13 protein-coding genes and 1 pseudogene are annotated in these 13,164 nt (G+C 72.0%); 9 read left to right on the top strand and 5 right to left on the bottom strand.

What is annotated here, in order from left to right; genetic code table 11:
* Nucleotides 1-26: 26 nt before the first annotated feature.
* Nucleotides 27-938 (bottom strand): UTP--glucose-1-phosphate uridylyltransferase, encoded by a 912-nt coding sequence (locus tag AQJ67_RS00985; protein WP_062715971.1) that lies wholly within the window; start codon nucleotides 936-938, stop codon nucleotides 27-29.
* Nucleotides 939-1,090: 152 nt separating this feature from the next.
* Between AQJ67_RS00985 and AQJ67_RS00990 the strand changes: the two genes are divergently transcribed.
* From AQJ67_RS00990 to AQJ67_RS48855, 4 genes and pseudogenes are all read left to right on the top strand, one after another.
* Nucleotides 1,091-1,987 (top strand): RNA polymerase sigma-70 factor, encoded by an 897-nt coding sequence (locus tag AQJ67_RS00990; RefSeq protein ID WP_062715972.1) that lies wholly within the window; start codon nucleotides 1,091-1,093, stop codon nucleotides 1,985-1,987.
* Nucleotides 1,988-2,093: 106 nt separating this feature from the next.
* The gene (locus AQJ67_RS00995) at nucleotides 2,094-2,645 is read left to right on the top strand and encodes an Ohr family peroxiredoxin (RefSeq protein ID WP_062715973.1); all 552 of its coding nucleotides are present in this window, start codon (nucleotides 2,094-2,096) and stop codon (nucleotides 2,643-2,645) included.
* A gap of 125 nt (nucleotides 2,646-2,770) precedes the next feature.
* Nucleotides 2,771-2,938, top strand: a pseudogene (locus AQJ67_RS48850) (FAD-binding protein); the annotation flags it as partial.
* Between the two features lie 309 nt (nucleotides 2,939-3,247).
* Nucleotides 3,248-3,994 carry an SDR family oxidoreductase gene (locus AQJ67_RS48855; RefSeq protein ID WP_062716740.1) on the top strand — a complete coding sequence of 249 codons (747 nt, stop codon included), beginning with the start codon at nucleotides 3,248-3,250 and terminating at the stop codon, nucleotides 3,992-3,994.
* Nucleotides 3,995-4,048: 54 nt separating this feature from the next.
* On the opposite strand, the gene AQJ67_RS01005 is transcribed toward AQJ67_RS48855, so the two are convergent.
* The gene (locus AQJ67_RS01005) at nucleotides 4,049-4,717 is read right to left on the bottom strand and encodes a sigma-70 family RNA polymerase sigma factor (protein WP_062715974.1); all 669 of its coding nucleotides are present in this window, start codon (nucleotides 4,715-4,717) and stop codon (nucleotides 4,049-4,051) included.
* Between the two features lie 200 nt (nucleotides 4,718-4,917).
* Here AQJ67_RS01005 and AQJ67_RS01010 point away from each other — a divergent pair, with 200 nt between their 5' ends.
* Entirely contained in the window at nucleotides 4,918-5,802 is an 885-nt protein-coding gene (locus tag AQJ67_RS01010; protein ID WP_062715975.1) for a sigma-70 family RNA polymerase sigma factor family protein, read from the top strand.
* Here the strand turns inward: AQJ67_RS01010 and AQJ67_RS01015 are convergent.
* Both AQJ67_RS01015 and AQJ67_RS01020 read right to left on the bottom strand, forming a co-directional pair.
* Entirely contained in the window at nucleotides 5,793-6,530 is a 738-nt protein-coding gene (locus AQJ67_RS01015) for a sigma factor-like helix-turn-helix DNA-binding protein (RefSeq protein ID WP_425264131.1), read from the bottom strand. The genes AQJ67_RS01010 and AQJ67_RS01015 overlap by 10 nt on opposite strands.
* Nucleotides 6,531-6,623: 93 nt before the next feature.
* On the bottom strand, nucleotides 6,624-8,012 hold the full coding sequence (locus tag AQJ67_RS01020; RefSeq protein ID WP_062715976.1) for a glycoside hydrolase family 43 protein: 1,389 nt from the start codon (nucleotides 8,010-8,012) through the stop codon (nucleotides 6,624-6,626).
* A 243-nt stretch (nucleotides 8,013-8,255) separates the two neighbouring features.
* Between AQJ67_RS01020 and AQJ67_RS01025 the strand changes: the two genes are divergently transcribed.
* The 4 genes from AQJ67_RS01025 to AQJ67_RS01040 all read left to right on the top strand — a co-directional run bounded on the left by AQJ67_RS01025 (nucleotide 8,256) and on the right by AQJ67_RS01040 (nucleotide 12,052).
* Complete coding sequence (locus AQJ67_RS01025; RefSeq protein ID WP_062715977.1) at nucleotides 8,256-9,680, top strand: amidase; 1,425 nt, start codon at nucleotides 8,256-8,258, stop codon at nucleotides 9,678-9,680.
* 41 nt (nucleotides 9,681-9,721) lie between these two features.
* Nucleotides 9,722-9,940 (top strand): hypothetical protein, encoded by a 219-nt coding sequence (locus AQJ67_RS01030; protein WP_208614880.1) that lies wholly within the window; start codon nucleotides 9,722-9,724, stop codon nucleotides 9,938-9,940.
* Nucleotides 9,941-10,074: 134 nt separating this feature from the next.
* Nucleotides 10,075-11,541, top strand: a complete 1,467-nt coding sequence (locus tag AQJ67_RS01035; RefSeq protein WP_062715979.1) for an SPFH domain-containing protein — start codon at nucleotides 10,075-10,077, stop codon at nucleotides 11,539-11,541.
* A gap of 64 nt (nucleotides 11,542-11,605) precedes the next feature.
* Nucleotides 11,606-12,052 (top strand): type II toxin-antitoxin system PemK/MazF family toxin, encoded by a 447-nt coding sequence (locus tag AQJ67_RS01040; RefSeq protein WP_062715981.1) that lies wholly within the window; start codon nucleotides 11,606-11,608, stop codon nucleotides 12,050-12,052.
* Nucleotides 12,053-12,072: 20 nt separating this feature from the next.
* On the opposite strand, the gene AQJ67_RS01045 is transcribed toward AQJ67_RS01040, so the two are convergent.
* Nucleotides 12,073-12,879, bottom strand: coding sequence for a TIGR02452 family protein (locus tag AQJ67_RS01045; RefSeq protein ID WP_062715983.1), 807 nt, complete (start codon nucleotides 12,877-12,879; stop codon nucleotides 12,073-12,075).
* Nucleotides 12,880-13,164 lie beyond the last annotated feature (285 nt).

The raw sequence follows: 13,164 nt of genomic DNA on the forward strand, positions 1-13,164 counted from the left end.
CGCCGCTGCTACGAGGTTCCGGCGCGCTACGAGGTCGCGGCCTGGTCGTCGTCGAGGCCGGCGACCAGACCCCGCAGCAGCGGGCCGTACTCCGGGTGGGCGAGGGCGGACGCCATCTGGGCGACCAGGTAGTCGGCCGGGTTGCCGGTGTCGTACCAGCGGCCCTTGATGACCTGCCCGTACACGGCGCGGGTGGCGGCGTAGGCGTTGATGGCGTCGGTCAGATAGACCTCGCCGGTCCGGTGCTCGTACCAGCGGCGGGTCTGCTCGCGCAGTTCGTCGATGATGCCGGGGGTGACGACATAGCCGCCGATGGCCGCGTACGCCGACGGGGCGGCGGAGGGCTCGGGCTTCTCGACCAGACCGGTGATGCGCAGCTGGCCGTCGCCGAGGTCCTCCTTGACGATGGGCACGCCGTAGCGCTGGGACTCGGTGGGGTCCATCGGCAGCAGGGCCAGCACCGGGCAGCCGGTCTGCTCGTAGGCGCGGATCAGCTGCTGGGCGCGCGGGACCTCGGCGACGAAGACGTCGTCGGGCCACAGCACCAGGACCGGCTCGTCGCCGAAGGAGCGGGCGGCGTTCAGCACGGGGGTGCCGTTGCCGTACGGGCCGTACTGGTCGAGGTAGGTGATGTGGCCCTGGCGGGCCAGTTCCGCGACCTCCTCCACAGCGTCCGCGTAGGCCGTCTTGCCGTCGGCCCGGAGCTGGTCGACGAGGGCGGGGTTGGGCCGGAAGTGGTCCTGGATGAGGCTCTTGCCGCCGGAGACCACGATGGTGATGTCGGTGATGCCGGAGTCCACCAGCTCCCGCACGGTGTGCTCGATGACCGGCTTGTCACCGACCGGCAGCATCTCCTTCGGCGTCGCCTTCGTCAGCGGCAGCAGCCGGGAGCCGAGCCCGGCTGCGGGAATCACGGCCCTGCGAATGGTCGGGGACATCAGGTCTCTCTCGGTCAGTAGGCACACCGGACCGGCGGGCGCGGCGCAGAGTCGACGCTACCAACGCCCGCGGTGGGGCTCCGCGGCGCGGTCGGCAGGCGGCGTCCCCCGCGTCCGCTTGTAGCCTGGTCGTTCAGGGCTGGAGGACATGCATGCGCGCCGAGGACGACAAGGGCTCCCTGGACCGGGCGGCGGAGCAGTTCATGGCGGCGCGCCCGCAGCTGTTCGGCATCGCGTACCGGATCCTCGGCAGTGCCGTGGAGGCCGAGGACATCGTCCAGGAGGCGTGGGTGCGGTGGCAGAACACCGACCGCGCGGAAATCAGGGAGCCGGCGGCGTTCCTGGCGACCGTGACCTCCCGTCTGGCGATCAACCTCGCCCAGGCCGCCAGGATGCGGCGTGAGTCGTACACCGGTCCCTGGCTTCCGGAGCCGGTCGACACCCGTGCGGATCCGCAGCTGGGCGCCGAACGGGCCGAGGCGCTGGACCTGGCGGTGCTCCTGCTCCTCGAAAGGCTCAATCCGGTGGAACGGGCCGCCTATGTGCTGCGGGAGGCCTTCGACTACCCGTACAAGCGGATCGCGGACATCCTGGAGACGAACGAGGCCCATACGCGCCAGCTGGTGACCCGTGCCCGCAAGCACGTGGCCGCTGAGCGAAGGCAGCCGGTCGGCGACGGTGTCCACCGGCGTCTGCTGGAGGTCTTCCTCGACGCGGCCCGGACCGGCAGCCTGTCGGTGCTGGAGGGCGTCCTCACGGACGACGTGGTCAGCTACACCGACGGCAACGGGATGCGCGGGGCGTCCAGGATCCCGGTGGTGGGGCGGCCGCGCGTGTCCAAGTACCTCGCCGCCTTCGCCCCACGGTTCTGGCCGCCGACGGAGGTCCGCTGGGTCGAGGCCAACGGCCGCCCGGCCGTCCTCGTCACGGCCGGGGGCGACCCGGTGGCCCTGCTCAGCGTCGATGTCTCGGCCCGGGGTATCGAACGCGTCATGTGGGTGATGAATCCGGACAAGCTGGCCCCGTACGTGGCGTCGCTGGCCGATTGAGTCCACCCCCGGCTCGTCGAGCGGGGCGGCTGTCACAACGCCGGTGCCTTGTCGGTCAACAGGCTGTCCCGGACCGGGATCCCCTACGCGGCGAGGTGCGTCGACCATGAGCGAGCCGTTCCGGCTTCCCGACCTGTCCACCGAGAAGGACTACGTCGGCGAGTCCTTCGCCCCCCTCTACACCACCACGGTCACGGTGAGCGGCGGCCCGGCCGGTCACGGGCGTGCCTCGGGGCGGGCGCGCTCGGCCGACGGCGTCCTCGACCTCGACCTCCGCATGCCCGCCGAACTGGGCGGGGAGGGCCGGGGTACCAACCCCGAGCAGCTGTTCGCGGCCGGTTTCGCCGCCTGCTTCCACGGCGCCCTGAGCCTGGTGGCACGGCAGGAGGAACTCGACCCGGCCCCGATCTCCGTGGCGGCGACCGTGGCCTTCGGCCGGGCCTCCGAGGACGACGTCGTCCTGCTGCACATCGACCTGGCGGTCAGGTGGCCGGACATCGACCCGGAGATCGCCGCCCCACTCCTTGAGAAGGCCGATTCGCTGTGCCCGTACGCGCGGATGGCGTGGCAGGGGACCCCGACGACGATCACGCCGGCGACCCGACCGGCCGGCCACGCGCCTCCCGCCTGCGCCCAAGCCGGGCCTGCCGCAGGATGAGAGGGCGCGGGGTGCGTGGGCCGGCGGCGGACGGTGTCACAGATACGGCGATCAACCGGTCGTACTCGGTGACAACCCCGTGATCGGAGTACACCGTGGCCCTCACCGAACAACGTCTTTCCACCATGGTGCTGGTGATCGGCACCGGAGGCGCCGGTCTGCGCGCGGCGATCGAACTGGCCGAGGCCGGTGTCGACGTCCTCGCGGTCGGCAAACGCCCCAAGGAGGACGCCCACACGGCGCTGGCGGCCGGGGGCATCAACACGGCGCTGGCCACGATGGATCCCGAGGACAGCTGGCAGCAGCGGGGGCTGGCGGAGCTCGCGGTGATCGAGAAGCGGATGCTGGACGTCGGCGTCCACCCGGACATCGCCGGCTTCCAGGACCTCGCGCACGCCTTCGACCTCAAGTCCGCGGCCCTGGCGGCCCGGGCCACCCTCGAAGCGGCGCTGGAGCGCCGCGAGACCCGGGCTGCCACAACCGCAGCGACTACCCGGACCTCGATCCCGCCCTTCCAATCTCCGCGACGCACCTGTCACAGGCGGAGCCCCTGTCCTGTCTCTCCTGGTGCAGACCGAATCTTTCTCCGAGAGGAATCCGTCATGAAGGTCGTAGTGATCGGTGGAACCGGGCTCATCGGCTCGAAGCTGGTCGGCAAGCTCGACGAACACGGGCACGAGGCCGTCGCGGCCGCGCCCAACACCGGCGTCAACACCCTGACGGGCGAAGGGCTCGCCGAGGTCCTGGAGGGCGCGTCGGTCGTGGTCGACGTGTCCAACTCGCCCTCGTGGGAGGACGACGCCGTCATGGACTTCTTCCGGACCTCCACGGCGAACCTCCTCAAGGCGGAGGCCGAGGCCGGGGTGACCCACCATGTGGCGCTGTCCGTGGTCGGCACCGACCGCCTCCTGGAGAGCGGTTACTTCCGGGCCAAGCAGGCCCAGGAGGACCTGATCAAGGAGTCCGGCATGCCCTACTCCATCGTCCACGCCACCCAGTTCTTCGAGTTCATCAAGGGGATCGCGGACATCTCGACCGACGGCGACACCGTGCGGCTGGCCCCGGCGAAGATCCAGCCCATGTACTCCGACGACGTGGCCGCGGCCGTCGGCCGCACCGCGGTCGGCTCGCCGGTGGGCGGCGTGGTGGAGGTCGCGGGCCCCGACGTGTTCCAGCTCGACGAGCTCATCCGCAAGACCCTCGCCGACCACGACGACCCGCGCACGGTCGTCACGGACCCGCAGGCCCCGTACTCCGGAGCCGTGCTGCAGGAGACCACGCTCCTGCCGGGACCGGACGCGCAGATCGCGAAGACCAAGCTGTCGGACTGGCTCGCGCAGCAGCAGTGAGCAGGGCGAAGTGGCCCCTGCCCGTGGGTGCGCGGGCGGGGGCCGCGACGTATGTCAGCGACCAGGTGACAGGACCGTTTCCAGGGGCGCGAGGTCACCGGACCGGGCGGCCGTGAGGAAGGCCTGCACCAGCCGTCGGTGCGCGACCGCGTCCACCGGCTGCCGGACCCGGTGCGCGGTGAGACGGTCCTGGGCGCGTGAGACCTGCTGCCTCGCGTTGGGCACGCCGATGCCCAGGAGCTCGGCGATCCGGTCGTACGGGTAGCCGAACCCCTCCCGCAGGACGTACGCGGCCCGTTGGGTCGGCGTCAGCGTCTCCATCAGCAGGCGAACGGCCCGCTCGACGGCGTCGTGCCGCTCGGCCACCGCTTCCGGGGTGGCGTCGAGGGCCGGCGGCTCCGGGAACCAGGGACCGGCACAGGTTTCGCGGCGTTTCCAGGCGGACTGGACGAGGTTGAGGGCCAGCCGGACGGTGGTCGTCCTGAGCAGCGCCGTCGGGTTCAGGACGACCGTACGGTCCGTTCGCTGCCACCGGAGCCAGGCCTCCTGGAGGATGTCCTCCGCCTCGCCGGCGTCTGCGACGATCCGGTTGGCGATCCTGAGCAGTCCGGGTCTGGCCTGGACGAACACCGCCGTCGCCTCGTCGGGTACGCCCGTGGCCGCGGCGCTCGTCGTGCCCGCCGGGTCCGGATCCTGCACGGCTTCGACCAGATACGTGTTCACGACCGGCTCCTCCGCTCCGTGGGTCGGCGGCCTGAAAGTCGGCCCGAACCAACATCGCCCCGGGAGGCGGGCGCCCGCGCCCTTGGGATGCCGTAGGCGACCCCGTGGTCCGCGTGGCCGGTGCGTGGCCGGGCATGCGTGGGCCGCGTCACAAGGTCCGCGCCTGCCCGGTCTCCCTTGTAGGAGAGGGAGGGCGCGGTATGGCGAGTGCGAACGACGCGGTACCGATCGCGGAACTGCTCGACGAACGGCGGCATCTGCTGGATGTCGCGTACTGGATGCTGGGCAGCGGCCGTGCGGCCGAGGGCGTCGTCGACGAGACCTACCGGCGGTGGTTCGAGCTGCCGGAGGCGGAGCGGGCGCGGACCACGGCACCGCGGTCCTGGCTGGCGAAGGCCGCAGGAGGCATCTGTCTGTCCCGGCTGACTCCGCCGGGCCGGGCCCGGGCCCGGGCGGTACGGACGGAGCCCGGCGGTGCGGTGCCGCAGGGCATGCGGGCGGAGGAGATCAGCACGGTTCTGCTGGACGCGCTGGACGCGCGGGACTCGCCGGCCCCGGCCGAGCGGGCGGCGTTCGTCCTCGACGACGTGTTCGGGATGGCGCCGCACGCGGTCGCCGACATCGTCAGGCGGACCGAGCCGCGGTGCGTCGAGCCGGCCGACCGGGCCCGTCGCAGTCTGCGGGCACGGCGCGCGCGGCCGACGCCGGCCGAGCGGCACGACGAGGTGGTCCGCGCGGTGCGTCAGGCCTGTGTGACGGAGGACGAGGCGCTGCTGGCGTCGCTGCTGGCGGCCGACGCGACGGCGTTCTTCGACGGTGGCGGCAAGGTGCGGGCGCTGATCGAGCCGGTGCGGGGCGACATTGAGGTGGCCCGCAGCCTGCTGACCCTGCTGGCCCGGCGTCCGCGGACCACCGTGGACACCCATCCCGTCAACGGCCGGACCGGCCTCGTGGTGCGCTACGGCCGTCAGGTCGCCGCGGTCGTCGGCCTCGACGTCGCCGGCCCGCGGGTCGTCCAGGTCTGGGTCACCCTCAACCCCGACAAGCTGCGCACCTGGAACCGCCCCGGCCCCGCTCAGCCCTGAACGCGGGAGCCCGAGCCGAGGAACGCGGCGATCTTGCCGGGTTCCAACACCCACATCAGCTGGTGGATGCCGGCGGGCGAGGCGGCCATCGTCATGAACGTCGTCGGCAGGCCGTCCCGGTAGAGCAGTACTCCGTCGCGCCCGTTGGCCTCGACATGGCGGACGTCCGCCCCGCTCCAGAACCCCCGTGTGGCGCTCGCGAGGTTCGCCACCCGCGCGCGGCCGAGCACGGGGACGCGCGCGGCGCCCCGGATGCCGTTGCCGTCGGACAGGCTGACGGCGTCCGGCGTCAGGAGCGACTCCAGGGAGGCGACGTCCCCGTTCCGCGCCGCGGCGCGGAAGGCGTCGAGGAGCTGTCGGTGCGCCACCGCGTCGACGGTCTCCCGCTGGTCGGCCGCGAGATGCCGACGGGCCCGGCTCACGATCTTGCGGACGTTGACGACGCTGAGCCGAAGGATGTCCGCGATGTCGGCGTAGGCGTAGTCGAACGCCTCCCTCAGGACGTACGCGGCCCGCGCGGCGGGGCTCAGCTTCTGCAGGACGAGGAGCAGCGCGAGCTCCAGCGCCTCGGCCCGTTCGGCGCCCACCTCGGGATCGTTGCTGGTGTCGACGGGCTCGGGCAGCCACGGGCCGATGTAGGTCTCGCGGCGCACCCGGGCCGACTGGGCGACGTTGATGGCCAGCCGGGTGGTGGTGCTCGACAGGAACGCCACCGGGCTGACCACCACCGAGCGGTCGGTCTTCCCGCTGTCTCCGATCCTCCGGTCGTCTCCCTCATTGACCGGAGGCCTCCCTGTTCTGTGACAGGGAGGCGTCGCCGCTCAGGCCCAGGCGGTCACCGGCACGAACGAGCTGTCCTGCCGGAAGAGATCCGTCCCGTTCGACCGTTCCACCCGCAGCTCGTAGTTGTAGTGCCGCAGGTAGTACCCGGGGTAGTTGTACGACTCGAAGCGGATCGAGCCGCTCGCCGTGCCGGTACGGGCGATGAACGTGGCGTCCTTGGCGAAGGTCGACGTGCCGTCGTTGGTGTCGAGGCGGGCCCGGAAGTCCCAGTGGCGCAGATACCTGCCCGAGGAGTCGCGGAAGGAGTAGCCGTTCGCGTCGGCGAGACCGGCGACGACCGTGAACGTGGCGGCCTGCTTCTCGGCGGTCGTGCTGGAGCTGGTGACCACCGGGAGGTTGAGCAGGGAGGACTGTACCTGCCAGTGGCGGGTGGTGTAGTTGGCCGACCGGAAGGACCGGGTGGCGTTTTTGGCCAGGGTCGGGCCGCCCGAGACGGTCTCCTTGATGACCGTGAAGTGGCGGGCCGTGCCGGAGACGGCGGGCAGGGCGGCCGGGGCCGACCAGGTGGCGAAGGTGTCGTAGCTGTCGCTGTAGTAGTAGCTGCCGTCGCCGTAGCCGTCGAAGAAGAGCCGCCAGCCGCCGTTGTCGAGCTGGACCAGCGCGGGACCCTCGCGGTAGCTGCCCCAGCCCGCCCAGTCGCCGGTGCGGGAGATCGTGTAGGGGCCGGTGAGGTTGGACGCCGTCGCGTACTCGATGTACTTCGTCGTCTCGTTCTTCGTGAAGGCGTGGTAGGTCGAGCCGATCTTCACGAGGAAGGTGTCGATGTGGTTGGCGCCGATGCCGGACAGCGCCACCGGTGAACTCCACGCCGTGAGCGCCGAGTTCGTCGCCTTCAGCAGATACGGCGTGAAGATCCACTCGTCGTTGGTGGTCGAGCAGGACACGATGACGTTGACGCTGCCATCGCTGTCGACGAACCACTCCGGCGCCCAGGCCCGGGAGAGGTTCGCGATCGGGACCGTGTAGTCGTACAGGAACGTCCAGTTGACCCGGTCCAAGCTGCGGGCGAAGCCGATGGTGGTGCTGGTGTCCTGCCAGGTGTGGGTCGTGTAGGTGATGTAGTAGTAGCCGTTGCTGTGCTTGAAGGCGCTCGCGTCGCGGATCCGGTTGGCGGGCGGCGTGTACGCGGAGGCCTTGGCCAGCCGGAAGTCGGTGGCGTCGTCCGACTGGTAGACGTCCACGGTCCCGTCGTTGCTGTTGAGGAACGGCACGATCGTGTAGCGGGTGGCCGAGCCGCTCGGCGGTGCGGCCGCCAGCGCCGTGCCGAGCAGGCCGGGGGCCTCGCCCAGGACCAGGGCCGAGGCGGGCAGGACGGCCATCGCGCGCAGCAGGGTGCGGCGGGACGGGGTGTGGGGGTGTCTGGTCACGGGCGGCTCTCCCTCGGCGTCCGCTCGACATACCCGTTGGCTCGTTCGGAATGTCGAACACAGTTCGGAAATTCGATCAGAAAGTAGGGGTGAGGCCCGGGCCCGTCAATGGTTTGCGCAGCGCGAAGTGGGACCTGGGAGAAACCTGTGGTGAACCTGGGAGCCGCACCGGGCGAAACCGTTCCGCAGCCGACCCCTGGAGGTTACCGTTCGGTAGACAATGTCGTCCCGGAGGTGCTCCGTATGACACCCGACCGTGCCGCAGGCCTCGCCGAGTCCGCCCGAGCGCTGGCTGACGGGGAGGTGACGTCGCGGGGGCTGGTCGCGGAGGCACTGGCGCGGATCGAGGCGACCCAGGAGTCCCTCAACGCCTTCCGGGTGGTGCGGGCCGAGGCGGCCCTCGCCGAGGCGAAGGCCGCCGACGTGGAGCTGGCCGCCGGGATCCGCAAGCCGCTGCTGGGCGTGCCGGTCGCGGTGAAGGACGACATGGACGTGGCGGGCGAGCCGACCGCGTTCGGCTGTTGCGGTGAGTTCCCGCCCGTCGCCGAGGACGGCGAGGCGGTACGTCGGCTGCGCGCGGCCGGCGCGGTGATCGTCGGCAAGACCAACACCTGTGAGCTGGGGCAGTGGCCGTTCACCGAGGGCCCCGCCTTCGGCGCGACCCGCAATCCCTGGCACCCGGACCACACACCGGGCGGCTCGTCCGGTGGTTCGGCGGCTGCCGTGGCTGCCGGTCTGGTGCCCGCCGCGCTCGGCTCGGACGGCGCCGGTTCGGTGCGGATCCCGGCCTCCTGGACACATCTGATCGGCATCAAGCCCCAGCGCGGCCGGATCTCCACCTGGCCGCGCGGCGAGTCCTTCCAGGGCATCACCGTCAACGGCACCCTCGCCCGTACGGTGGCCGACGCGGCCCTTCTCCTGGACGCGGCGGCCGGCAACCACGAATTCGACCCGCACCGCCCGCCGGCGGTCAACGCCTCCGAGGCCGTGGGCCGCGACCCCGGCCGGCTGCGCATCGCGCTCTCCCTCAAGCCGCCGTTCACCGCCGTGCCCGCCCGGCTCCAGCCGGAGGTGCGGGCCAGGGTGGTCCGACTCGCCGAGAAACTGGGCGCGTTGGGGCACTTCGTCGAGGCGGCCGATCCGCCGTACGGCCAGATCGGGCTGACCTTCGTGCCGCGCGCGACGGCCGGTATCGCCGAGTGGGCGAACGACGCGCCCTTCCCCGCGCTGCTGGACCCGCGCACCCGCAGCGCCGTGCGGCTGGGCCGGCTCCTGCGCGGGGCCCCGCTGCGGGCGGCCCGGCGCGCGGAGGCGGTGCTGCACCGGCGTATCGGCGCGTTCTACGAGTCGTACGACGTGGTCCTCGCGCCCACGACGGCCGCTCCCCCGCCCCGGATCGGCGCGATGCTCGAACTCGGCGGTTTCGCCACCGACCGCGCGATGATCGCCGCCTGCCCCTACGCCTGGCCGTGGAACGTGCTGGGCTGGCCCGGCGTCAACGTCCCCGCCGGGTTCGTGGACGGGCTGCCCGTCGGCGCCCAGCTGCTCGGGCCCGCGAACAGCGAGCCGCTGCTGATCTCGCTGGCCGCGCAGCTGGAGGCGGACCTGCGCTGGCACGAACTGTGGCCGCCGCAGCAGGGCGAGACGGTACCGGCCCCCGTCGGCTGAGCCGGCACCGCCGACGGCGGGTCAGGCCCTACCCTGTGACGATGGACGATGCGTCGATGGTCGGGCTCATGGGGCGGGTCACCGGCACGGTGGGGCCCGGGCTCGTCGGCGAGGTGATCGTGCGGGTGCGCGGCGGCGCCGAGCACTTCCTCGCCCATCCGGCCATCGGCACCGGACGTATCGAACCCGGCACGGTGGTGATGGTGGTGGAGTACCAGCCGCCGCGCACCGTCTACGTCCAGCCGGCATACGACAGTTGAGCCCGCTGCTTCGCAGGTGAGAGCCGTCCGCGTCAAGGTTGCGGCAAGGATCCGCCAACGCCTGTACCTGCGCGTCGCCAAGGCGCACACTCCCTTGCGTTCGGTGCCGAAAGGGCACCATGCAAAGGGGGCGTATGCCGATGGTTGTCGGCGTCGTTGCGGGGGTGGCGGTCGTCGCCGTTCTCGCCGTGATCGGTCTGTTCAAGATGATGTGGCGGGTCGCCGAACCCAATGAGGCCCTGGTCATCTCCGGCTCCAAGCACCGCACCGAGGGCCTGGAGGAGGGCATGGGCTTCCGTATCGTCACCGGGCGCGGCACGCTGGTGCTGCCCGGTGTGCAGGCGGTGCGCAAGCTGTCGCTCGACCTGAACGAGACCGAGTTGCAGGTGGACTGCGTGACGCACCAGGGCATTCCGCTGAAGGTGCGGGGCGTGGTCATCTTCAAGGTGGGCGACGACTTCGTGTCGATCGCCAACGCCGCCCGTCGTTTCCTGGACCAGCAGAGGCTGATGTCGGAGCGGGTGCACAACGTGTTCGCCGGTCATCTGCGGTCCATCGTGGGCGGGTTGACGGTGGAGGACATGATCCGCGACCGGGAGAAGCTCACCGGGCAGACCCGGGCGGCGTGCGGGACGGAGATGGAGAAGCTCGGTCTCATCGTCGACTCGCTCCAGATCCACGAGATCGAGGACCCCACCGGGTACATCCAGAACCTGGCCATGCCGCACGCGGCGGCCGTGCAGCGGGACGCGCGGATCGCGCAGGCCGAGGCGAACCGGCTCGCCACCGAGGCGGAGCAGCAGAGTTACGCGCGGATGGCCGAGGCGACCCGGGACAGCGAGATCCTCCAGGCCGGCTATCAGGCCGAGCGCGACAAGGCGGGCGCCAAGGCCCGGCAGGCCGGTCCGCTCGCCGACGCGGCCGCCCGGCAGGAGGTCGTCGTCCAGGAGACGCGGGTCGCCGAACTGGAGGCGCACCGGCGCGAGCAGCAGCTCCAGGCCGATGTCCGCAAGCCCGCGGACGCCACGGCCTACGAGAAGCGCACGCTGGCCGAGGCCGAGCGCGACGCGCGGATCTCGGCGGCGCAGGCCAAGGCGAAGGAGACGGAACTGGCGGCCGCCGCCGAGGCGACCCGGGTCAAGACGGCCGCGGGCGCCGAGGCGGAGGCGACGAAGACGCGCGGCACGGCGACGGCCGCGGCGACCCGGGCCACCGGTGAGGCGGAGGCCGCCGCGGCTCAGGCCAAGGGCCTCGCGCAGGCCGAGGCGACCAGGGCCAAGGGGCTGGCGGAGGCGGAGGCCATCAAGGCGCGGGCCGCCGCCCTCGCCGAGAACCAGGAGGCCGTCGTCGCCCAGCAACTCGCCGAGAACTGGCCGGAGATCGTCCGGGCCGGCGCGTCCGCCTTCGGCAACGTCGACAACATGGTGCTGCTCAACGGCGCCGACGGGATGGCGGACATGTTCGCCAAGGCGCTCACGATGGGCGGCACGGGGCTCGGTCTGGCGCGTCAGCTCCTGGCGTCCATGCAGCAGAACGGGCAGGCGCCCAAGGAGACCCCGCTGAACGGGCTTGCGCAGAAGGTGCCCATGGACGAGAAGTGAGGCTCCACGCTTCTTCGGTGACCCTTCACGCACAGCTCACGGGGGCAGCCCCTAAGGTGCCCCCGTGAGCACGCTTACCGACGAGAACGTCCCGGGCCGCCACGGCCCCACCGCCACCACCGAGGCCGACCCCCGCGCGGTCGGCAAGGTCCGCACCGAGTACTCGCCCGCGCACGACGGCGACCCCGACCCCGGCGAGATCGTCTGGACCTGGGTTCCCTTCGAAGAGAACGACGGCAGGGGCAAGGACCGCCCGGTGCTCGTCGTCGCCCGCGAGCCCGGCGGCACCTTCCTCGCCGTGCAGCTGTCCAGCAAGCGGCACGACGGGGACCGTGAGTGGGTGGCCATCGGCAGCGGGCCGTGGGACCGGACGGGCCGCGACTCCTGGGTGGACGTGGACCGCATCCTGCGGCTGCACGAGCAGGGCATGCGCCGGGAGGCCTGCGCCCTGGACCGCGGGCGGTTCAACCTGGTCAGGCACCGGCTGCACGAACGCTACGGCTGGACCTGACCCTGCGGCCGGTGCCGACGCTACGGGAACGCCCGTACGAACGCGGCGCGCACCGGGCTGTCCGGGGTGCGGTCCAAAATGCCGAACACCACGTGCTCGAAGGCCCCGGCGAACCGCCCGCCGGGCGCGAGAAGTGCCCGGAAGGCGCCCGCCACCTGCGCCGGATCGTTCTGGAACACCCCGCAGCCCCAGGCGCCCAGCACCAGCCGCCGGTACCCGTGCGCCACGGCCGTCTCCAGCACCCGCTCGGCCCGTACGGCCAGCGCGTGCGGCAGCTCGGCCGTGCGCTGCGGGGCCGTACGCCGTACGACACCCGCGTTGGGCGCGGCGGAGGTCAGGAAGCCGACCGGGTACGGCTCGTCCAGCAGCCGGCCCCGGTCGTCGCGGAAGACGGGCACGCCCGGTGAGTGGATGACGCGGTCCGTGTAGAACGGGTCGCGGTGGGCGCGGTGGTGGTCGTAGAACGGGCGGGCCTCCAGCAGGCAGGTGTACAGCGCCGAGGCGCGGCACAGCGCCTCCTCCTGGGCCTGGGCGCCGTTCAGGAAACCGCCGCCCGGATTGCGGGCCGAGGCGAAGTTCAGTACGGCTGTGCCGTCGCCGAGCCGGCGGGCCGCTTCCAGGCTGCTCTCGCCGGTGACCTCGAAGAACGTTTCGGCGTCGGAGGTCCGCGGCACCGGCACCGGGTCCGGCCCGTACATCCGGGTGCCCTTGCGGGCGGCCTCGACGGCCGCCGCGATCGACACCTCGCGTCCGTCGGACGCGCGGTACGCCCCCGCCGCGACGATCTGCTCCGTCTGCTGTGCGACACCGCGCAGCCGCGCGCTCATGGCGCCACCCCCGTGCGCGCCATGAACGCGCTCCGCGCGATCTCCCCCGTCGTGCTCACGCACCGATCCTGGGTGATGCTGGTGATGCGGTGCAACGGAGTTTCCCGGCCCCGCGGCAGAGCGCGAACGGCCGGGAAATCCCCTGCCAACGGCCGGAGAGGGAAGGTTACCGACCCGGAACGTGCCGGTACGCACCCTTGTGCGAAGCGACGCGAGGGTCTTGGGTGGGACGAGTGTGCCGGCCCGCCCACAAGATCCGGGCCGGGCGGCATCGAGGACTCTCAG

Source organism: Streptomyces caeruleatus, assembly GCF_001514235.1.
Taxonomy (GTDB): Bacteria; Actinomycetota; Actinomycetes; order Streptomycetales; family Streptomycetaceae; genus Streptomyces; species Streptomyces caeruleatus.

Excerpts from the sequence above, each read along its gene's own strand:
- AQJ67_RS00985 (WP_062715971.1), bottom strand. The coding sequence starts at position 938 with ATGTCCCCGACCATTCGCAGGGCCGTGATTCCCGCAGCCGGGCTCGGC.
- AQJ67_RS00990 (WP_062715972.1), top strand. The coding sequence starts at position 1,091 with ATGCGCGCCGAGGACGACAAGGGCTCCCTGGACCGGGCGGCGGAGCAG.
- AQJ67_RS00995 (WP_062715973.1), top strand. The coding sequence starts at position 2,094 with ATGAGCGAGCCGTTCCGGCTTCCCGACCTGTCCACCGAGAAGGACTAC.
- AQJ67_RS48855 (WP_062716740.1), top strand. The coding sequence starts at position 3,248 with ATGAAGGTCGTAGTGATCGGTGGAACCGGGCTCATCGGCTCGAAGCTG.
- AQJ67_RS01010 (WP_062715975.1), top strand. The coding sequence starts at position 4,918 with ATGGCGAGTGCGAACGACGCGGTACCGATCGCGGAACTGCTCGACGAA.
- AQJ67_RS01025 (WP_062715977.1), top strand. The coding sequence starts at position 8,256 with ATGACACCCGACCGTGCCGCAGGCCTCGCCGAGTCCGCCCGAGCGCTG.
- AQJ67_RS01030 (WP_208614880.1), top strand. The coding sequence starts at position 9,722 with ATGGACGATGCGTCGATGGTCGGGCTCATGGGGCGGGTCACCGGCACG.
- AQJ67_RS01035 (WP_062715979.1), top strand. The coding sequence starts at position 10,075 with ATGCCGATGGTTGTCGGCGTCGTTGCGGGGGTGGCGGTCGTCGCCGTT.
- AQJ67_RS01045 (WP_062715983.1), bottom strand. The coding sequence starts at position 12,879 with ATGAGCGCGCGGCTGCGCGGTGTCGCACAGCAGACGGAGCAGATCGTC.